Source organism: Methylobacter luteus IMV-B-3098 (assembly GCF_000427625.1).
In the GTDB taxonomy this organism is placed as follows: Bacteria; Pseudomonadota; Gammaproteobacteria; order Methylococcales; family Methylomonadaceae; genus Methylobacter; species Methylobacter luteus.
In genome coordinates, this window is the sequence record NZ_KE386569.1 from 3,572,366 (window position 1) to 3,592,781 (window position 20,416).

Consider the following 20,416-nt stretch of genomic DNA (forward strand, 5'->3'; position numbering starts at 1 on the left):
AGCACAGCGGCGCATATATTAAAAGACTTGTGATTGATTGCACAGACCCTATATAGGTTAAAATACTTTTAATCCTAACCAAATATACTGTACACATGAAAACACAAAAAATAGGTTTTATCGGCGGCGGCAATATGGCATCGAGTCTGATGAGCGGACTGATCGCCAGCGGCCATTCCCCGCAGCAGCTTTGGGTATCGGACATCAACAAGGATATCCTGGCGTCTCTGGCGGCCAACCTGCAGGTTAATATTGCGTCCAGCAACGAGGCCGTCATTCAGGAAGCGGAAGTCGTGGTGCTGGCCGTCAAGCCACAGGTGCTGCGCCAGGTGGCCGAAAGCGTGGCCGCCTTGATCCAGCAAAAGAAACCGCTGGTCGTGTCCATTGCGGCCGGCATCACTCAGGCCAGCCTCAGCGCATGGCTGGGCGCGGATACGGCCATCGTCCGTTGCATGCCCAATACGCCGGCCCTGGTATTGACCGGCGCTACGGGCCTGCATGCCAACCTTAATGTCACCGAGGCGCAGCGGGATCTGGCTGAAAGCATCATGCGTTCGGTCGGCATATCATTATGGGTTGACGACGAAAGCGAGCTTGATGCCGTGACCGCCGTTTCAGGCAGCGGTCCCGCCTATTATTTCCTGCTCATGGAGGCCATGGAAAAAGCCGCCCGGGAGCTGGGGCTGGATGAACACACCGCGCGCCTGCTGGTTCAGCAAACGGCATTGGGTGCTGCTAAAATAGCCCTGGAATCGTCCGAGTCGCCCGAACAGTTGCGCAAGCGCGTGACATCGCCGGGCGGCACCACGCAACGCGCCATAGAAACGTTTGAGCAAGGCGGATTCACCGGGCTGGTTTCAAAAGCCATGCATGCCGCAAGGGATCGCTCTATCGAAATGTCTAAACCAACGGAGAAATAGTTGATGGACTCTACCTATATGACCAACCCGGCCATTTTCATAATCGACACGCTGTTTTCCCTGTATATCCTGGCGGTCATGCTGCGTTTTCTGCTGCAGTGGAGCGGCGCCGAGTTTTACAACCCGATCTCCCAGTTTCTGGTCAAGGCCACGCATCCGCCGCTGAGGATACTGCGCCGCTTCGTGCCGCCTATCGGCAAAATCGATACTTCTTCGCTGGTGTTGGTGCTGGCCTTGCAGATGCTGGCCGATTTCTCCATATTGATGCTGAAAGGCGTATCGATCGGTATCGGGGCGTTGACGATATTGTCGATTACGCAACTGGTCTCGTTGCTGATCAATATATTCATATTCGCCGTCTTCGGCAGAGCCCTGCTCAGCTGGCTGAATCCGGGCACGTTTAACGCGGCTTCTTCCATTCTGTACAGCCTGACCGAGCCTTTGCTCAATGTCTGCCGCCGCTTTATCCCCGACCTGGGCGGCATCGATTTGTCACCGCTGGTCGCGCTGCTGTTGCTGCAATTGGCGAAAATGCTCATTTTGCCGCCGTTGCAGGAATTGGCCAGTTTGATCGGATGAGCTGGTATCTCTATGAACAGGGCGTTTTGACCCTGAATCTCCATGTTCAACCCAAAGCCAGCAAAGACGAATGGGCGGGGCTGCACGGCGACCGATTAAAGCTGAGAATCAAGGCCCCGCCGATTGACGGCAGGGCCAATCAACACCTGCTTAAATTCATAGCCGGCGAATTTGGCGTCAGTAAATCCTCCTGCATTCTGGTATCGGGAGAATCGGGCCGGGAAAAGCGCGTCGCCATTACCGCGCCGCGCAAATTGCCTGACTTGCCCGAGTCGCTGCGGTTTGATATTTCGTTATAAGCGCTCTGTTCGGGCAAAGCCATGGATATCTGCTATCTTTACTGTATGTTTCAAACCCCGTAAAAGATCGTCGATAAATCTATGTCAATGCGCATTTCTACAGCAAGCCTTTGTTTAATTGGCCTGATTTGCTTGTTCAGCAGTCAGGCCGCGTTGGCCAAAAAAATGTACCGATGGGTGGATGAGCACGGCAATATGTTCTTTTCTGATCAGGTGCCGCCGGAACATGTCGGGTATCGCCGCGAGTCGCTCAATGAAAAGGGCAGAGTGGTTGAAGTTACGCCACAGGCCAGAACAAAAGAGCAGCTGGAGCAGGATAGACAGCTGAAGGCGCTCAGAAAAGCCCAGGAACAAATTATCGCCAAGCAACAATCGCACGACCAGGTTTTGCTGAGCACTTTCCGCAACATCGATGATATGCGGACGATGCTCGAAAACAATATAAAAACGCTGGAGATCCAGAAAAGCGTATTGCAGAGCAATCTGAAACGCTTTGAAAGCCAGCTGGCGGCGCAGCAAAAGCAAGCGGCGGCGGATGAGCGCAATGGCAAGAGATCTCCGAAAGCCTTGCTGGAACGCATCAAGTCCACCGAGGGGCAAATTCAGCTCACGCAGACGGAAATAGGCAAGCAGTCCGAAAAAATACTGCAGGCCAAAGCGGCAAATGCGGCGGATATTGAGCGTTATAAGTTCCTGACCCAATCAGACAGCGACGCGCCAACAGCAAAGGCCGAAACGGCGCAAAACAAGATGCCGGAACTGGGCCTGTTCAACTGCGACAGCGAGGCGCAATGCGCCAAAGCCTGGACCATTGCCCGTAGCTTTATCAATACCCATGCCTCAACCGGCGCCGATATCGATACCGACAAACTGATCATGAGCAAGGCGCCAGCCAAGGACAGCGATCTGAGCCTGTCTATTTCAAGAATAGGCGATGGCAACGGCAGGCAACAGCTTTTTCTGGATATTCGCTGCCGTGAGTCATCGCTGGGCGCGGAACTGTGCGCCAGCCAGAAGGTGCGCGATATAAGGTCTGCTTTCAGACCTTATATCGAAGCGGCATTGGCTAGTGACTGATCAGTAATGTGCCGACACCCTGATCGGTAAACAGCTCCAGCAGCACGGCGTGGTCGACACGGCCATCGATGATATGCACGCTGGTCACGCCGCCTGCCAGGGCATCGGTGGCACAGCGGGTTTTCGGGATCATGCCGCCGGAAATAGTGCCGTCGGCAATCAGGTCGTCTATGTCTTTTATCGATAAGCCGGTCAACAGTTCGCCCTGCTTGTCGAGAATGCCGGCCGTATTGGTCAACAGGATCAGTTTCTCGGCCTTCAGAACTTCGGCGACTTTTCCGGCCACCAGATCGGCATTGATGTTATAGGAATAGCCATCTTCGCCGACGCCAATCGGCGCAATGACAGGAATGAAATTGCTGTTGCCGAGCATATCGACGACGCCCGGATCAATGCTGCTGACTTCGCCGACATGGCCGAGATCGATGATTTCCGGTGCGTGAACTTCCGGCGCCGATTTTTTCAGCGTGATTTTTTTGGCGCGGATAAAATTGCCGTCCTTGCCGGTCAGGCCGACGGCCTTGCCGCCGTGCATATTGATCAGATTGACAATCTCCTTGTTGACCAGCCCGCCCAGCACCATCTCCACCACATCCATCGTCTCGCTGTCGGTCACGCGCATGCCGTCGATAAAGTCTGTGGTTTTGCCGAGTTTTTCCAGCAAGCGTCCGATTTGCGGACCGCCGCCATGAACGACGATGGGATTGATGCCGACCAGTTTCATCAGGACGATATCGCGGGCGAAGCTGTGTTTTAGCGCTTCATCGACCATAGCATTGCCGCCGAATTTGACCACGACGGTTTTGCCTTTGAAGCGCTGAATATAGGGCAATGCCTCAATCAGGACATCCGCTATTTGGTGAGCTGTTTTTTTCTGCATATTTTCCGATTTTCCACTATTAAAAAGGTAAAGCAATATCCGGTTTGATTGACTGCATGAGTTGTCTGAACTGCGCTTGTATATTGCGCAAAGCAGCTTGGGTATCGGCCTCGAAACGGATGACCAGTGACGGCGTCGTGTTGGAGGCCCGCACCAGTCCCCAACCGTTGGTAAAGTCCACGCGCATGCCGTCAATGTTGGTAATTTTGCCGCCGGTAAAGTTGGCCGCCGAGAACATGCTGTCGATGAACCTGAAGTTTTCGCCTTCCGTCAGCTCGATATTCAGTTCCGGCGTATTGACGCTGTCCGGGAAGTCGGCGAACACGTCGGCGCTGGTGCGCGTATCGGCCGACAGTATTTCTATCAATCGCGCGGCCGAGTACAGGGCGTCATCGAAACCGAACCAGCGGTCATTGAAGAAGATATGGCCGCTCATCTCGCCGGCCAGCTTCGCGCCGGTTTCCTTCAGCTTCGCCTTCATGAACGAATGCCCCGTTTTCCACATCACGGGCCTGCCGCCGTGTTTTACGATCTGTGTCGCCAGATGCCGCGAGCATTTGACGTCGTAAATAATTTCAGCGCCCGGTTTCGAGGCCAGCACGTCCCTGGCGAACAACATCATCTGCCGATCCGGCCAGATGATCTTGCCGTCTGAATCGACCACGCCCAACCGATCGCCATCGCCGTCAAAAGCGATGCCCAGATCCGCCTGGTAATGCTTGACCGATGCGATCAGATCGGCCAGATTGTCCGGTTTGCTGGGGTCTGGATGATGGTTAGGGAATGTGCCGTCGACATCGCAGAACAGTTCGATGACTTCGCAGCCGATAGTTCTTAACAGTACGGGACCTAATTCGCCGGCGACGCCGTTGCCGCAGTCCAGCACTACTCGCATCGGCCTGGCGATGTGGATGTCTTCGGCAATCGCGCCGAGGTACTCATTGGCGAGCAGTGTGTTGCGCTCTATCCTGCCTTCACCCGTGGCGTAAGCCTGGTCGATGATGCACTGCTTAAGCTGCTGTATTCTGTCGCCGGCCAGCGTTTCGCCGTTGATGACCATTTTCAGGCCGTTATAATCGGCCGGGTTATGGCTGCCCGTGATCATGACGCCGCACTGGCCTTCGGTATGCCGGGCAACGAAATAAAGCGCGGGCGTCGGGACCATGCCGATATCCAGCACGTTTTGACCTGTAGCGAGAATGCCGTCGGCCAGCGCCTCGGCCAGATAAGGGCTTGATGTCCGGCCATCCCGTCCTACGACAATCGTCCGGCATCCGTGCTGCCGGGCTTCTGTTCCCAGTGCGCGGCCAATATCGAAAACCACTTCCCTGGTCAGCGTTTTGTTAACGATACCGCGGATATCGTACGCCCTGAAAATGGCAGCCATGGTGTCGGACACTTCAATTGAATTCGGCATATTTTTCTCGATTGTTTTGGTTGTTACGATAGTTGGCTGGACGGACTGCTTATTAAGCGAGGCTTCTTCAATGATCGGTTCGAGCAGGCCGAAGTCCATCGGGTCATCAAAAATATCACTGGGTTTGAATGCTTCATCATGATCTAGGGTAAGGGTTTGATCGTCATGACCGTCTACAACCCGTTTGTATTGCGCCAGCGTTGAGATAACGCCCTGCATTTGATTCAAATAAACCGGATAATTGCCGAGAGACTTATGCGTGACTATGTCCTTGAGGGCTTTCAGTATGATGCTGATATCCTGCTCCAGCAATTGCGAGAGTTTCCGATAGCCGATAAAAAATGCCAGCGCGGCAAATAGCGCAAGGATAATGACAAGGCCGGCCATCATCGCTATTTCGCTGATATCCGCGCCGGTTGGATACCCATAATGAAGCTGCCAGTCCGCATGCGCGACATCGATTTTCTCGTTGGCATCGAGCTCGCCGATGGCTTGTTCGCCAGAAGCGCCCAGCACCAGATCGGCCTGTCTTAATTCCAGATAACCGTGTTTGGCCGGCATGGCCTGCAGGCTTTTATCGATAAAAGCATAACTCAGACTGGCAAGCATAACGCCAACGGCCTGATCATCACGCATGATTTTGCTTGTCATGGCCAGATGCCGGTCATGGCCCGGTTCGCCCTGTATCGCGGCCGGCTGGCTTTTAGTGAAGGTTTCACGCACCATATCCAGATCGGCATAACCCATACGCGGCACGCTTTTTTCATCGAGTTCGCTGGTGTTGGGCAATAACAGCCGGATTTTCAAAACGTCAGGGACTTGCTGTTCCAGTTTCGAGGCCATTGCGCTCAGCAGGGCAGGATCGGCGCTGGAAACGGCAGCCAGCACCGCCGGGTCTTGCGCTGCTTTATCGAGGATGCGTTGCCGCATCGCGATTTGTTCGGATAGCGCCAAAGCGACGCCTTGTGCCTGAGCGGCTGCTGCGTTCTGTTTTGCCTGCGCGACCTGCCACGCGGACATCCAGTGGATGCCGGCGCCGGCGGTCAGAATGATGAAGATTGTCACAGCCGATAGCCACGCGAAGATGCGTTCCATTTTAATCTCTGCTAAAAACTATTAATGACGACCGGTATGGCCAAATCCGCCGGCGCCTCGGAAGCTCTCGTCAAATTCAGCGACCTGCTCGAACGTCACCTGTGCGACCGGAACAAAAACCATTTGCGCAATGCGCTCGCCGATGTTGATGGTGAAGGTCGTGTCACCCCGGTTCCAGCATGATACGAAGACCTGGCCCTGATAATCCGAATCGATCAGCCCGACCAGATTTCCCAGCACAATGCCGTGCTTATGCCCCAGGCCCGATCGCGGCAATAAGACCGCCGCCAGTTGATGGTCATCGATATGGATAGCCAGTCCGGTCGGAATCAAAACGGTTTCTCCGGGCTTCAATTCGACAGGTCCATCCAGGCAGGCGCGCAAATCCAGGCCGGCCGATCCCGGCGTTGCGTAGTCCGGCAAGGGGATTTCGTTGCCCAAGCGATCATCCAGAATTTTAAGCTGTATTTTTTTCATCATATCTCTTCGCGATTAAACTGATTAATTGTTCTGCCAGATGGAGTTTACCGGTCATGGACAGGGTTTGCCGGCCATCAGCCCAGAAAACCTGCAAGGCGTTCTGTTCGCTGTCAAAGCCGACATGATCGCGGCCCACCCAGTTGGCCGCGATCATGTCGAGTTTTTTGGTTGTCAGCTTGCCTAGCGCATAGGTTTCAAGATCATGGGTTTCGGCTGCAAAGCCCACCGTAAACGGGCGTCGAGCCAGTTGCGCGACTTCGGCCAGAATGTCGCGGGTCTTTTGCAGTGTTATCGTGGTCTGCTCGTCCTGTTTCTTGATCTTTTCAGGCTGGACCGCTACCGGCGTGTAATCGGCAACGGCCGCAGCGCCGATATAAATATCATGCGCTTCGGCTCTGGAGATGACGGCCTCGTGCATTTGCGCCGCCGTTTCCACCCTGATCACATCGGCATTGGCTGGCGGGGCCAGTGCTACCGGGCCGCTGACCAACGTCACCCGGGCGCCGGCTTTGAGCGCGGCACGGGCCAGCGCGTAGCCCATTTTGCCGGAGCTGCGATTGGTGATGTAACGCACCGGATCGAGCGGCTCGCGCGTGGGGCCCGCGCTGATCAGGACTTTCCTGCCGTGCAGGTACGGCGCCGCAGGCTCGGCCCATAAACGCTCACAGATTTCAGCCGGCTCGGACATGCGGCCATAGCCGGTCTCGCCGCAGGCCTGTTCGCCCTGGCCAGGGCCTATCATCGTTATGCCATAGGCGATGAGTCTTTTGACGTTGTCCTGCGTGACGGGCTTATGCCACATGGCCTGGTTCATGGCCGGCGCGACATAAACGGGACAGGTGGCGGCAAGGCAAAGCGTCGATAACAGGTCGTCGGCCAGGCCGTGGCTTAACTTGGCGATCGTATCCGCCGTGGCCGGAGCGATAACGATCTTGTCGGCCCAGCGCGCCAGATTGATATGGCCCATGGCATTTTCCGCTTCGGCATCGAGCAGTTCGGTATGCACGGGGTTGCCGGACAACGCCTGGAATGTCAAAGGGCTGATAAACTGCAGGGCGGACCGCGTCATGACCACGCGCACATCGGCGCCTTTTTTGCGCAGCAACCTGACCAGTTCGGCTGATTTATAAGCGGCAATGCCACCGCTGACCGCCAATAAAATATGCGTGTTAATGGGGAATACCTGGAAAATTAATGAACGCGTTATTATGGCAAGTCTGGAAAAATTCTTCTATGCTTAAATTCTCATCAGCATAAGGAGATAAGCATGGCTATCAAGGATTGGCCCGCCGAAGAGCGGCCCCGGGAAAAACTGCTGCAACGCGGCTCTACAGCTTTAACCGATGCAGAGCTGTTGGCCATTTTTTTGCGCACCGGCACTCCCGGCAAATCGGCCGTTGATCTGGCCCGGGATTTATTGGCTGATTTCGGCTCGCTGCAAGCTCTGCTCGATGCCGATTTATCGCGCTTTTGCCAGGCCAATGGTCTGGGCAGCGCAAAATATGCACAACTCCAGGCCGTGCTGGAGATGGCCCGGCGGCATTTTAAGGAAATTCTGCGGCGCGGCAATGCGCTGACCAGCCCGGACATCACCCGGGCCTATCTGAGCGCGCACTTGCGCGGATACAGCTATGAAGTCTTCGCCTGTCTGTTTCTGGACAATCAGCATCGGGTCATACAGCTCGATGAGTTGTTCAGAGGCACCATAGACAGCGCCAGCGTTTATCCCAGGGAAGTGGCCAGGCAGGCCCTGCAGTATAATGCCGCCGCGGTCATCTTCGCTCATAATCACCCTTCCGGCATTTCCGAACCCAGCCACGCCGATAAACAGATCACCGAAAAACTCAAGCAGGCTTTAGCCTTGTTCGATATCCGCGTGCTGGACCATTTTATTATCGGGGACGGGCAGCCGTACTCGTTTGCCGAACACGGGCTGCTGTAGGGATTAACCTTGCGTTAACCGGACTTCCGCCTCGCGATACTTGGCCGCGCAGAATTCGGCCACTTCGGCAGGCAGGGATGGGCCCGGCGCTGTTTTATCCCAGTCCAGCGTCTCGAGGTAATCGCGCACGTATTGCTTGTCGAAACTGGGCGGGCTGATGCCCACCTGATATTCATCGGCAGGCCAAAAACGTGATGAATCCGGCGTCAGGGCTTCATCGATCAGATGCAGGACGCCGTTATCGTCGAGGCCGAATTCGAATTTGGTGTCGGCGATAATGATGCCGCGTTCCTTGGCATAGGCGGCCGCTTCCGTGTACAGCCGCAAGCTGGCGTCGCGCACTTGCCCGGCCAGGTCCTGGCCCATCAGTTCCACGGTTTTTTCAAACGAGATGTTCTCGTCATGTTCGTGAACGCCGGCTTTGGTCGATGGCGTATAGATGGCTTCAGGCAACTGCTGGGCCTGTTTTAAGCCTTCCGGCAGCCGGATGCCGCAGACCGCGCCGGTTTTCTGGTAATCCTTCCAGCCGGAGCCGATCAGATAACCGCGCACGATGGCTTCGACCGGCAGCGGCTGCATTTTTTTGACGACAACCGCGCGGCCTTCAATTTGCGCGCGCTCGGCCGGATCGGCAATGACCTGTTCCAGCGGGATGTCGGCCAGATGGTTCGGCAGGATATGGCTTAATTTGGCAAACCAGAAATTGGAAACGCGTGTCAGGACGCGGCCTTTGCCAGGGATCGGATCGGGCAGGATCACATCGAATGCGGATAGTCGGTCTGTCGTTACGATCAGCATGTGCTTGTCATCAATGTCGTAAATATCGCGGACCTTGCCGCGCGCACGCAGTCTTAAAGAAGACAGTGATGATTCGTAAAGAGCTGCCGGAGCATTCATAAGACCTCGCTAAACGTTTAAATGGAAATGTGATAATTTTATCATTGTTTTCCGTTAAACAGGATTGATATAAATGGGCTGGTTAGGCAAATTTCTAGGTGGTGCGTTCGGTTTCCTGTTGGGCGGGCCTTTAGGCGCAATCTTGGGCGCTTCCGTCGGCCATCAGTTTGATGAGGGCATCGCCGGCGCCGAAAGTGGCGCGGCATTCGGTTCCAGCGATCAGCAACGCGTGCAGATGGCGTTTTTTACCACGACTTTTTCGGTCATGGGGCATATTGCCAAGGTTGATGGCCGCGTTACGCCGGAGGAAATAGCCCTGGCCAATCGCATCATGGATCAAATGGCGATTTCGAGCGCCATGCGCACAACCGCGATCAATCTGTTTCAGCAGGGCAAGCAGGCTGATTTTCCGCTCGATGAGGTGCTGGCGCAATTTCGCAGGGAATGCCATTGGCGCTTCGATCTCATACGCATGTTTGTGGAAATCCAGTTGCAAGCGGCTTTTGCCGATGGCGCGCTCAATGACTACGAAGAGCGGGTGCTCCTGCATATCTGTACGCAGCTGAGGGTTTCACGCTTTGACTATGAGCGTCTGAAAATACAACTAAAGGCCGAGTACCGTTTCTTCGGCCAGGGCCGGCAGTATCAAAAGGCCAGGCGGCAATCCAGTCTGGAGGATGCTTATGAGGTGCTGGGCTTGTCGTCTGTGGCCAGCGATGCCGAGGTCAAAAGAGCCTACCGGCGCTTGATCAGTCAGCATCATCCGGACAAACTGGTCGCCAAAGGGCTGCCGGAAGCAATGATGACCATCGCCAAGGAAAAAACCCAACAGATCAGAAAGGCTTACGAGACGATTCAGAAATCAGGCAGAAAGCTTTGAAGATACGGCAGGGAGCAGCCTGACAAGTCGCTCCCTGCCCAAAACGCGGGCTTAATAAATCATGCCCTTGTCATCATCGGTTTCCGACAACATCATTTGGTTATCATCGAAAGTGCCGGAGCTGTCGGCGCCCAGTTTGATCATCAGGCGGACTTCGTTTCTGGAATCGGCCGAATTAAGGGCGTCTTCGTAGCTGATCTTGCCTGAAACATACAGGTCATACAGCGCCTGGTCAAACGTCTGCATGCCTTGCTCGCGCGAGTCTTTCATGAGTTCCTTGAGCTTGTTGATCTCGCCTTTGCGGATGTAGTCCTTGGCCAGCGGCGTGTTGATCAAAATTTCGACGGCCGGATAGCGGCCCTTGCCGTCCGCGCGTTTGATCAACTGCTGGGCTACGACGCCGCGCAGGTTCAGCGACAAGTCCATGAACAACTGATCATGCATTTCTTCGGGGAAGAAATGCAGAATCCGGTCCAGCGCCTGGTTGGCATTGTTGGCATGCAGCGTGGACAGGCATAAATGCCCGGTTTCGGCAAAGGTGATCGCATTCTGCATGGTTTCGCGCGTTCTGATCTCACCAATCAGAATGACATCGGGCGCCTGGCGCAAGGTATTTTTTAACGCGACTTCATAGGATTCGGTGTCGACGCCGACTTCGCGCTGCGTGACGATGCAGCCCAGGTGCGGATGCTCGTACTCCATCGGGTCTTCGATCGTGATGATGTGGCCGCTGCTGTTCTGGTTGCGGTATTTGATCAGTGACGCCAGCGAGGTGGATTTACCGGTGCCGGTCGCGCCGACGAAAATGACCAGGCCGCGTTTTTCCATGATCAGGTCTTTCAATACGGGCGGCAAATGCAGGCTTTCGGCATCCGGTATTTCATTCTCAATGCGCCGAAGCACCATGCCGGCCGCGTCGCGCTGCGTGAAGGCGCTGACCCTGAACCGGGCCAGCCCCGGCACGCTGATCGCGAACTGGCATTCCTTGGTGTTTTCAAACTCGTCCTTCTGTTTCTGATTCATGATGCCGAGGACGATCCTTAACGCCTGCTCTTCCGTCAGCGCCGATTTGGACACTTCCACAAGCGAGCCGTCGACTTTCATGGTCGGCGCCCGGCCTGCCGTGATAAACAAATCGGATGCTTTTTTTTGCACCATCAGTGCAAGTAGCGCTTTAAAATCCATGCTGACCTCTTACCGGAACATATCTTTATTGACGGCTTTGACCATCGCGGTCTTGGACGTGATCAGGCCCTTGTCGACCATCTCCTTCAGGTTCTGATCAAGCGTCTGCATGCCGTCTTTTCGGCCCGTCTGTATGGCTGAATACATTTGCGCGACTTTGGCTTCGCGGATCAGGTTTCTGATCGCGGGCGTGCCGACCATGATTTCATGCGCGGCAACACGGCCGCCGCCTATTTTCTTGAGCAAGGTCTGCGAAATAACCGCCTGCAGCGATTCGGACAGCATCGAGCGGATCATGTCTTTTTCAGCGGCCGGAAAGACATCGATAATACGGTCGATGGTTTTGGCGGCCGAGGAGGTGTGCAACGTACCGAATACCAGGTGGCCCGTTTCGGCCGCGGTCAGGGCCAGTCGGATCGTTTCGAGGTCCCGCATCTCGCCGACCAGGATCACGTCCGGGTCTTCACGCAGGGCCGAGCGCAGCGCTTCGTTGAAGCCGTGGGTGTCGCGGTGTACCTCGCGCTGGTTGATCAGGCATTTCTGGCTGTCGTGCACGAATTCGATCGGGTCTTCAACGGTCAGGATATGCGCGTAATCATTGGTATTGATATGGTTGATCATGGCCGCCAGCGTCGTCGATTTGCCCGAGCCGGTCGGTCCCGTCACCAGAATCAGGCCGCGCGGCTTGCGCGTCAGTTCCTCAAAATATTTGGGCGCCTTCAGTTCTTCGAGGCTCAACACCTTGGACGGAATCGTTCTGAAAACGCCGGCCGCGCCCCGCTCCTGATTGAATGCGTTGACACGAAAACGGGCAATGCCGGGCAATTCAAAAGAGAAATCGGTTTCCAGGAATTCCTCATAATCGCGGCGCTGCTTGTCGTTCATGATGTCATACATCAGCGCATGCACTTCCTTATGCTCCAGCGCGGGAATATTGATGCGGCGAATATCGCCATCGACCCTGATCATGGGCGGCAGGCCAGCCGACAAATGCAAATCCGACGCGTTGTTTTTAACTGAAAAGGCCAATAACTCGGCAATATCCATAATATCCTCTTGAAGCATTTAAAAAAATCATCTCTATACCATAGTTCAAGTCTTTGCTTTTTTGAAGGCGTATTGTTTAATAATCGGCAATGCATCTTAAATATTTCACGGATTATGATAGCCGAGCGACTCAAACAGATACGGGCACAGATCAGTCAGGCTGAACAGGCCTATAACCGCAAACCGGGATCGGTTTTATTATTGGCGGTCAGCAAGACCAAGCCGGCCAGCGATATTGCTAGCGCCTACAGGGCCGGACAGCGCCATTTCGGCGAAAGTTATCTCCAGGAAGCGCTGAAGAAACAACAGGAACTCGGCGCTTTTGACATCACCTGGCATTTCATCGGACCTATTCAGTCCAATAAAACCAAAGCCATCGCCACGCACTTTGACTGGGTCCATAGCGTCGACAAGTTGAAAATTGCGCAACGGTTAAACGAGCAGCGCCCGGCCCAACTGCCGCCGCTCAATATTTGCCTGCAGGTCAACATCAGCGGCGAGGCTAGCAAGTCAGGCCTCACCCTGGCCGAACTGCCTGATATGTGCGAGCAAGTGGCGCAATTGCCGCATTTAAAGCTGCGCGGCGTCATGGCCATTCCTGCGCCCGAGGAGGATTTTGGGCGGCAGCGCCAGCCCTATAATGCGCTTTATCGGACCGTGGCAGCACTTGGCAAGCCTGATCTGGATACGTTCTCATTCGGTATGACCGGTGATCTGGAAGCCGCGATTGCGGAAGGTGCCACAATCGTCAGGATCGGTACGGCGTTATTCGGGGCGCGGGACTACGCCTAGGGTATGGAATGGCGGTCTCAGATAAGATATCCATTCAGCAAAGCCATGACTTCCTCGCAGTCGATGACCGCTTTCGGGCTGGCTAGAATATAGTCCGCCAAAGCCATGATAGCTCGCCAGTTGGGCGCATGATGGACAAAGGCGAAGGCGGCCATGAAAAGTTCGCCGATCTTTTTTTCACGCTGCGCCTGGTCCGCGATAAAGCACTCGAGATATTCGCCGGCCAGTTCCAGGTCGGATGTGCCGCCGTAATAACGCAGCGCATTCAGATTCACCAAATAGGCGTTAATCACTTCATCATCGCGCGAGGCGATGTATCGGGCTTCAGCCAGCGGGCCGACCAGCAGATTGACAATATCGGCTTCGAAAGCCTGTTGATAGGCTTGCTTTTGCGCCGGACAAAAATCGTCTGTCGCCTCTTCAATCGATGACGGAAGCGTATGGATCAGACGACCGCCTTCAACTTTGGCTGTGCAGTGAGGACAAGGTTCTGATAAATATCGAGGAAAATCAGCGTCCAGCTTTTTAACGACAATCTGAAAAAAAACCGGTGGCAACAATTTTTGCTGATTGCCTAAATGGATCGCTACGGCATGACCTGCTTCATGGATGGCCGTTTGACGGATCAGTTCCTGATAATTGACTTGGTCAGTAGCGTGAGAAAACCCGCTGCGTTTCATAATGACCTCCGTTTTTAAAAAAAATGCGGACGATCCTGGCTGCCCGCATTATTGTGAGGAAGGATAAGTAACTCTCCTGTTGAGTTCAGGGAAGAGTTGACCAAAGTCTAACGGCTTAAAACAGCCTTGTCGTGTGGCATATTGCCGCGCGACAATATGCCGCTCAGCTTGGCATATATCATGCTGTAGTTATTGGTTTTGCCCGACGCCAAGTCGCTGATAATCAAGGCTTGCGTCAGTTGCTCGTGCGCATTCAGGCTTTTTATGCGGCATATCGCGCACGCGAACGGGGCATATCGCACATTTATGGGCATAGAAAATATAGTTTGACGAATTGAGACAACCGGTCGTATTATTAAGTCATGTCAAAAATCACGCAAAAACAGATCAATCGGGAGAACCTGCTCAGCCAGGGCGTCACGCTGCTGATGGAGCAGGGCTATCATGGCACCGGATTGAAGGAAATTCTCGATGCCGTGCAGATCCCCAAGGGCTCTTTCTACAATTATTTCGGTAGCAAGGAAGCGTTCGGCGCGGCCGTCATTCAGCACTATATCAACCCGTTTATCGATCAGTTAAGCGCGCATCTGAACAACCCGGATATGGATGCCTTAACCGCGCTACAGCGTTATTTTGATGAATTGGTCAGCGAACTTGAAAAAGCGGAATTCAAAGGCGGGTGCCTGCTCGGCAACCTGATGGGAGAAATCGGCGATACCAGCGAAATCTGCCGGGCTTCGCTCCAAAGCGCCGTCGGCCGGTATCGGAATTTATTGCAGACAGGATTGGAGCAAGCGCAGCGGCAAGGCACGGTCAGAACCGATAAATCGGCTGTGGACATGGCCGATTTGCTGGTCAATGCCTGGCAAGGCGCTTTGTTAAGGATGAAAATCGAAAAGTCTTCGGCGCCGCTGAAGCAATGTTGTCAGGCGTTGTTAGGCGATTTTTTCAAGGCCTGATTTTTTTGTCACCAAAATAGAGACGACCAGTCATCTATATATTAATCCAACAGGAGAAGCTGTATGCCCAAATACATTATCGAACGGGAGATACCCGGTGCCGGCGCGTTAAGTCCCCAGGAACTGCAAGGCATCTCGCAAAAATCGTGCGGCATTTTGCGCGACATGGGCCCCCAGATACAGTGGCTCGAAAGCTATGTGACCGACGATAAAGTCTATTGCGTTTATATCGCGCCCGATGAAGCGACGCTCAAGGCCCATGCTGAAAAAGGCGGATTCCCAGCCAATCGTATTGCCCGGGTTAAAACCGTGATCGACCCAACAACGGCCGAGAACCAATAGGAGTAATTATGAAATCGAACAAACAGCGGCTGAACCGCTTCATGACAGCGTGCGCCCTTACCACGTCCACGCTCGGCTTGGCCGGTATCGGCATGACTGCCGCCCAGGCCGATGAGACCTGCCAATCGCCTTACATGGCCAAGATCACCGGTCAGGAGGATATGGTCTATGTCTGGACTCTGGGCATGCCGGGCGTGGGCGATGAGCAGGACAAGATGGTGACCGTCGATGTCAATCCCAAGTCGAAGACTTACGGCAAGATCATCCACAGCGTTTCCGTGGGCGGCCGCAATGAGGCGCATCATTCCGACTTTACCGACGACCGTCGCTATTTATGGGCCGGCTCCCTCGATACCAATAAAATTTTTGTTTTCGACGTGCACAGCGATCCGGCCAAGCCCAAACTGGTCAAGACCATTACCGATTTCGTCGCCAAAAGCGGCGGCGTAGTCGGTCCTCATTCGACTTACGCGCTGCCGGGCCGCATGATCATCACGGGTCTTTCCAACAACAAGGATCACGGCGGCCGCACGGCGCTGGTTGAATACACCAATGAAGGCGATTATGTCGCGACCTATTGGCTGCCGACCGACAGCAATCTGCAGGGCGCCATCAAAAGCGGCAAATACGCCGACGGCTACAACTACGACGTGCGCGCGCTGCCGCGGCGCAATCTGATGCTGACGTCCTCGTTTACGGGCTGGTCGAATTACATGATGGATTTCGGCAAGATGCTCGGCGACAAGGAAGCCATGAAACGTTTCGGCAACACGATCGTGCAATGGGATCTGCATGCGCGGCAGCCGAAGAAGGTCTTCGATGTGCCGGGCGCGCCGCTGGAAATCCGTTGCGCCTGGGAGCCGACTCACAATTACTGCTTCAGCACCACCGCGCTGACTTCGAAAATCTGGCTGGTTCACGAAGACAAAGTCGGCGAATGGCAGGCCAAGGAAGTCGCCGATATCGGCGATCCGTCCAAAGTCCCGTTGCCGGTTGATATCTCGATCTCCAGCGATGATAAAAGGCTCTGGGTCAATACCTTCATGGATGGCAAAACCCGCCTGTTCGATATAAGCGATCCGTTCAAACCGAAACAGGTGTATGAGAAAAAAATCGGCGCCCAGGTCAACATGGTGTCCTCGAGCTGGGACGGCAAGCGCCTGTATTACACGTCCTCGCTGCTGGCCAACTGGGACAAGAAAGGCGCCGATAACGAACAGTTCTTCAAAGCCTATCACTGGGACGGCAAGCAGTTGAAAGAGCAGTTCGCGATCGATTTCATCAAGGAAAAACTGGGCCGTGCCCACCAGATGAAGTTCGGCGCTTATTCGCTTTATAAAAACGCTTCGTCGAAGTGATTCCTATCAGGGGCGGCCGGCAGGCCGCCCTTTTTACCAGTTTTACCGGAGTAAGTCTCTCCATGAACGGCTCCCTGTTAACTCAAGTATTTCTGCTGCTCTGCCTGGCCGTGACCAATGGCCATGCCGATCCGGCTCCATTAGCGGCGTCACCGTATGAACGCCTCGAATTTGTCGCTCCGGAACCGGGCACTTATCGGCTGCCCGTCCTGGGATCAGCCGCCGACGGCACCGTGCTGGATGCCGAGGGCAATGATGCGACGCTGCATGGCTTGATGGGCGACAAAGTCGTTCTGCTGAGCTTTATTTATGCCACCTGCAGCGACGTCAACGGCTGTCCGCTGGCGACCTCGGTATTGCACAAGATAAAAAACCGCCTGAAAAAAGAGCCTGAACTGGCCGGGCAATTGCGGCTTTTGACTCTAAGCTTCAATCCCGAGCACGACACGCCGCCCAGGATGAAGCAGTACGGCCAGGCGTTTCAGGAGCCGGGCGTCGAATGGCAATTTCTGACCACGCGCTCGGAGCGGCAGTTAGAGCCGATACTGGACAGCTACAAGCAAACCCTTGAAAAAGTCTATGACGATCAAGGCCGTTTTACCGGCACGTTTTCGCACATTCTGCGCGTTTACCTGATCGATAGCGACAAACGGCTGCGTAATATTTACAGCGTCTCGTTTCTACAGCCGGAGACCTTGATCAACGATATCAAGACCGTACTGCTGGCGGAAAAAAAATCCGAAATTCAAGCCGCCAAGACCGATACGGCAGCGCTGTATGCCGCCGGCGACAATAAAAGCCATTACGAACGCAGCGATTATGAAACGCATTCCATGGCCCTAACCGATCGCACCGGTCAGCCGGTTGATTTGCTTAAAACCGTCAGACAACCGCCGCTGGGCCTGCCTGCCGTGCCGGTGCCGGACAATAATCCGCTGACCGCGGACAAAGTCAGTCTGGGCCGCAAGCTGTTCTATGACCGCCGTCTGTCGCTCAACAACACTTTTTCCTGCGCTATGTGCCATGTCCCGGAGCAAGGTTTCACCAGTAACGAGATGGCCACGGCCGTCGGCGTGGAAGGGCGCACGGTCAGGCGTAATGCGCCGACGATTTACAATGCGGCTTATGCGCGGAAGTTGTTTCATGACGGCCGCGAGAATGCGCTGGAGCAGCAGGTCTGGCTGCCGCTGCTGGCAGATAATGAAATGGGCAACCCGTCCATCGGTTATGTCATCGACAAGATCAAAAACAGCGCCGACTACGACGGACTGTTTAAGAAAGTCTTTGGCAAGGAGCCGGATATGGAAAGCCTCGGCATGGCGATCGCCAGCTATGAACGGACATTGAACTCGGCCAATTCACCTTTCGATCGCTGGTATTACGGCAAGGATCCGCAGGCGCTCGATGCCAAGGCACAGCGCGGCTTCAAGCTGTTCACTGGCAAGGCCAACTGTTCGAGCTGTCATGCCGTCAGTTCGGAGCATGCCTTGTTTACTGATAACAGTCTGCATAATACCGGCATCGGCTATGCCGCCGCGATGGGCAAGACAGAGCAGAATCAACGCGTACAGGTCGCGCCGGGCGTCTATGTCGATGTAGCGGCACAGTTGATCGCTTCGGTCTCCGAAGCCAAACCCAACGACCTCGGCCGTTATGAAGTGACCCAAAATCCTGATGACCGCTGGAAATACAAGACCCCATCGTTGCGCAATGTCAGCCTTACCGCACCGTATATGCACAACGGCTCTTTCGGGACGCTGCGCCAGGTCATTGAGTTCTATAACAAAGGCGGCATAGCCAATGAAAACCTGGATCCTTTGATCAGGCCGTTGAATCTGACGGCTCAGGAAATGGATGATCTGGAAGCTTTCCTGAGCACGCTGACCGGCGATAATGTCCGGGAGCTGGTTTCGGATGCCTTTGCCGCGCCGGTCGGCGAGGCTGAATAAGGCAAATTCCGGTTGCGCCAAGCATCAAGGCTATAGGTTTTTTAAGCTTTGAGGAACAAACAGCGATTTAAACGCAGAGTGATTTTCCGGCCGGTTAAAAGCGCTGAACTGTTCAATGAAATTATGGCGGGCCTGGCGCCGGCGCGCGTCCAGATCCTGAATCAAACGGTCAATCGCTAAGGCAGTATTGGGCGGCATGGCACTATCCGGGATTTCCTCGTAGAGCAGTTGTAATGTGTGAATCTGTACTTCGCTGTCCTGGAATTCGCCCAATAGTGTCTGGAGTGTTTTCAGGGATTTAATAAGAGGCTTGATCCGGTTTTCAGGATAAAGGGATTGAAAAAATTCCAATAAATAGTGCAGTTTCTTGCAGGTCTTTCTTGCTTCATGCAGGGCTTCGGCCGAAGATTGTTCGTTAATGGCTTCGCCTTTCTGCATAATGCGATGATATAGCTTCCATAGCCTGCGATCAGCCGATTCTTTAATGGGGCGCTTGGCATTCGGTTCCAACGGATTCTTTAACGCCGGTTCTTTCAGGTACTGCTCCCATTCGGACAACGTGACGACGTATTTTTCGGATTTCAGTTTTCTAGCCAGTTCTTTCTGAGCTTTTTGTTGTCTGGCCTGGAGCACTGTATGCAGGGGATTCAGGTCTTCCTGCATGGAAATCGGCAGGCTTTCTTTATAGTGCTCGAAATTCAACAGGCAAACGTCCAGATTGCGAGGCTGGCTGGTAATCTGTCCGAGCCAGGTGAAGAATTCGACGTAGTAGGAAGTGAAAGGCTCGGGCAGAATGCCTTTGATCTGGTTAAGACCTGTCCGGGTTTTGCGGATCGCGATTCGAAAATCATGCAGAAATTCGCTGTCTGTACTGGCAATGGTTCCCTGCTCATTGTCTTTGATGGTTTTCAGCAGGTGGCTGTAGATGAATTTGCCGGCAATATCGGAGCGCATGGCCGGGTCCAGGTTGATAGCCGGCTTTGAGGTGTAGGCTTTAGGCTTGAGGCCTTGCAGTTTTAGCGCTGTCAGCAGCAGCGGTTCGTCTGAAGGCTTCAGGTTAAGCTTTGTAGTCAGCAAGTCGCTGATTTCCAAAGCGGCACGATCATGGCTTTTTATCGGCTGCAATGAAGCCCGGTTATTGTACAGGTCATGTTCTTCAATAAAGAGACGAAGCGTGGTTTCTTCCCGTTCATTGATGATGTTGAGCCGGTAACGCAGATAATCCAGTTTACAAACAGACAGTAAGGCACGCATCTCCAGCACTGGCTCGATCAGGCCGCGTATCTCGCCCGGTTTGAATTGTTTGCTGAAAGCCGGAACGCTATCAAGCTCCTCTTCGGCGATGATTAATCCTGTTTCAAGATGTCTTAATATCAGTGTGGATGAAGAGCGCGACTGATTAAGCTCGCAAGTGATGCCGCGGCTATAGAGCCGCCAGTCAAAGCTGTCGTAATAGGTCTTGAGAGTATATTGCCGGCTAACCTGTTGCAAATCTACTTTGTCGCTTAGTTGAGCAATAAATTTTTCCGTTGTTAAATTTATGGGGAATTCAAAATCTAGGAACATATTTGCCTGGATAGTAATAGGATCAAGAGTGTCTGGTACAACACTATCAAGCCTAACAGCACAGTATTAACA

General features: G+C 54.1%; 21 protein-coding genes. 11 read left to right on the top strand and 10 right to left on the bottom strand.

Features of this window, described 5'->3' with window-relative positions:
- Positions 1-95 precede the first annotated feature (95 nt).
- From proC to METLU_RS0118940, 4 genes are all read left to right on the top strand, one after another.
- The gene (gene proC / locus METLU_RS0118925; protein ID WP_027159593.1) at positions 96-920 is read left to right on the top strand and encodes a pyrroline-5-carboxylate reductase; all 825 of its coding nucleotides are present in this window, start codon (positions 96-98) and stop codon (positions 918-920) included.
- 3 nt (positions 921-923) lie between these two features.
- Positions 924-1,499 (top strand): YggT family protein, encoded by a 576-nt coding sequence (locus tag METLU_RS0118930; RefSeq protein ID WP_027159594.1) that lies wholly within the window; start codon positions 924-926, stop codon positions 1,497-1,499.
- On the top strand, positions 1,496-1,798 hold the full coding sequence (locus METLU_RS0118935) for a DUF167 family protein (RefSeq protein ID WP_027159595.1): 303 nt from the start codon (positions 1,496-1,498) through the stop codon (positions 1,796-1,798). Before METLU_RS0118930 ends, METLU_RS0118935 begins: the two co-directional genes overlap by 4 nt.
- A gap of 87 nt (positions 1,799-1,885) precedes the next feature.
- The gene (locus METLU_RS0118940) at positions 1,886-2,875 is read left to right on the top strand and encodes a DUF4124 domain-containing protein (protein ID WP_155920746.1); all 990 of its coding nucleotides are present in this window, start codon (positions 1,886-1,888) and stop codon (positions 2,873-2,875) included.
- Here METLU_RS0118940 and argB read toward each other — a convergent pair.
- The 4 genes from argB to coaBC are packed head-to-tail and all read right to left on the bottom strand — an operon-like array spanning position 2,865 to position 7,921.
- Entirely contained in the window at positions 2,865-3,755 is an 891-nt protein-coding gene (gene argB / locus METLU_RS0118945) for an acetylglutamate kinase (protein WP_027159597.1), read from the bottom strand. The two genes, METLU_RS0118940 and argB, sit on opposite strands and share 11 nt — an antisense overlap.
- A 19-nt stretch (positions 3,756-3,774) precedes the next feature.
- Complete coding sequence (locus METLU_RS28805) at positions 3,775-6,267, bottom strand: phosphomannomutase/phosphoglucomutase (protein WP_027159598.1); 2,493 nt, start codon at positions 6,265-6,267, stop codon at positions 3,775-3,777.
- A gap of 21 nt (positions 6,268-6,288) precedes the next feature.
- On the bottom strand, positions 6,289-6,744 hold the full coding sequence (dut, locus tag METLU_RS0118955) for a dUTP diphosphatase (RefSeq protein ID WP_027159599.1): 456 nt from the start codon (positions 6,742-6,744) through the stop codon (positions 6,289-6,291).
- Complete coding sequence (gene coaBC, locus METLU_RS0118960; RefSeq protein ID WP_027159600.1) at positions 6,725-7,921, bottom strand: bifunctional phosphopantothenoylcysteine decarboxylase/phosphopantothenate--cysteine ligase CoaBC; 1,197 nt, start codon at positions 7,919-7,921, stop codon at positions 6,725-6,727. The genes dut and coaBC overlap by 20 nt, the downstream gene beginning before the upstream one ends.
- 93 nt (positions 7,922-8,014) lie before the next feature.
- Between coaBC and radC the strand changes: the two genes are divergently transcribed.
- Positions 8,015-8,689 carry a RadC family protein gene (radC, locus tag METLU_RS0118965; RefSeq protein WP_027159601.1) on the top strand — a complete coding sequence of 225 codons (675 nt, stop codon included), beginning with the start codon at positions 8,015-8,017 and terminating at the stop codon, positions 8,687-8,689.
- 3 nt (positions 8,690-8,692) lie between these two features.
- Here radC and METLU_RS0118970 read toward each other — a convergent pair whose 3' ends face one another.
- Positions 8,693-9,586 carry a phosphoribosylaminoimidazolesuccinocarboxamide synthase gene (locus METLU_RS0118970; RefSeq protein ID WP_027159602.1) on the bottom strand — a complete coding sequence of 298 codons (894 nt, stop codon included), beginning with the start codon at positions 9,584-9,586 and terminating at the stop codon, positions 8,693-8,695.
- A gap of 73 nt (positions 9,587-9,659) precedes the next feature.
- Between METLU_RS0118970 and djlA the strand changes: the two genes are divergently transcribed.
- Complete coding sequence (gene djlA / locus METLU_RS0118975) at positions 9,660-10,466, top strand: co-chaperone DjlA (protein ID WP_027159603.1); 807 nt, start codon at positions 9,660-9,662, stop codon at positions 10,464-10,466.
- Positions 10,467-10,517: 51 nt separating this feature from the next.
- Here djlA and METLU_RS0118980 read toward each other — a convergent pair whose 3' ends face one another.
- Positions 10,518-11,651: a PilT/PilU family type 4a pilus ATPase gene (locus METLU_RS0118980; RefSeq protein ID WP_027159604.1), complete on the bottom strand. Its 1,134-nt coding sequence runs from the start codon at positions 11,649-11,651 to the stop codon at positions 10,518-10,520.
- Between the two features lie 9 nt (positions 11,652-11,660).
- Complete coding sequence (locus METLU_RS0118985; RefSeq protein WP_027159605.1) at positions 11,661-12,698, bottom strand: type IV pilus twitching motility protein PilT; 1,038 nt, start codon at positions 12,696-12,698, stop codon at positions 11,661-11,663.
- A gap of 114 nt (positions 12,699-12,812) precedes the next feature.
- Between METLU_RS0118985 and METLU_RS0118990 the strand changes: the two genes are divergently transcribed.
- A complete protein-coding gene (locus METLU_RS0118990) occupies positions 12,813-13,490 on the top strand; it encodes a YggS family pyridoxal phosphate-dependent enzyme (RefSeq protein ID WP_027159606.1) in 678 nt (225 codons plus the stop codon).
- A 17-nt stretch (positions 13,491-13,507) separates the two neighbouring features.
- Here the strand turns inward: METLU_RS0118990 and METLU_RS0118995 are convergent, their stop codons facing one another.
- Positions 13,508-14,170, bottom strand: coding sequence for a hypothetical protein (locus METLU_RS0118995; RefSeq protein ID WP_027159607.1), 663 nt, complete (start codon positions 14,168-14,170; stop codon positions 13,508-13,510).
- A 107-nt stretch (positions 14,171-14,277) separates the two neighbouring features.
- Entirely contained in the window at positions 14,278-14,484 is a 207-nt protein-coding gene (locus tag METLU_RS0119000) for a hypothetical protein (protein WP_027159608.1), read from the bottom strand.
- Between the two features lie 48 nt (positions 14,485-14,532).
- Here METLU_RS0119000 and METLU_RS0119005 point away from each other — a divergent pair, with 48 nt between their 5' ends.
- From METLU_RS0119005 to METLU_RS0119020, 4 genes are all read left to right on the top strand, one after another.
- Positions 14,533-15,129 (top strand): TetR/AcrR family transcriptional regulator, encoded by a 597-nt coding sequence (locus METLU_RS0119005; protein WP_027159609.1) that lies wholly within the window; start codon positions 14,533-14,535, stop codon positions 15,127-15,129.
- Positions 15,130-15,192: 63 nt separating this feature from the next.
- Complete coding sequence (locus METLU_RS0119010; RefSeq protein WP_027159610.1) at positions 15,193-15,471, top strand: DUF4242 domain-containing protein; 279 nt, start codon at positions 15,193-15,195, stop codon at positions 15,469-15,471.
- A gap of 8 nt (positions 15,472-15,479) precedes the next feature.
- Positions 15,480-16,829: a methanethiol oxidase gene (gene mtoX, locus METLU_RS0119015; RefSeq protein ID WP_027159611.1), complete on the top strand. Its 1,350-nt coding sequence runs from the start codon at positions 15,480-15,482 to the stop codon at positions 16,827-16,829.
- 62 nt (positions 16,830-16,891) lie between these two features.
- Entirely contained in the window at positions 16,892-18,778 is a 1,887-nt protein-coding gene (locus METLU_RS0119020) for a cytochrome c peroxidase (protein WP_027159612.1), read from the top strand.
- A 30-nt stretch (positions 18,779-18,808) separates the two neighbouring features.
- Here METLU_RS0119020 and METLU_RS0119025 read toward each other — a convergent pair whose 3' ends face one another.
- A complete protein-coding gene (locus tag METLU_RS0119025; RefSeq protein WP_027159613.1) occupies positions 18,809-20,344 on the bottom strand; it encodes a CHAD domain-containing protein in 1,536 nt (511 codons plus the stop codon).
- Positions 20,345-20,416 lie beyond the last annotated feature (72 nt).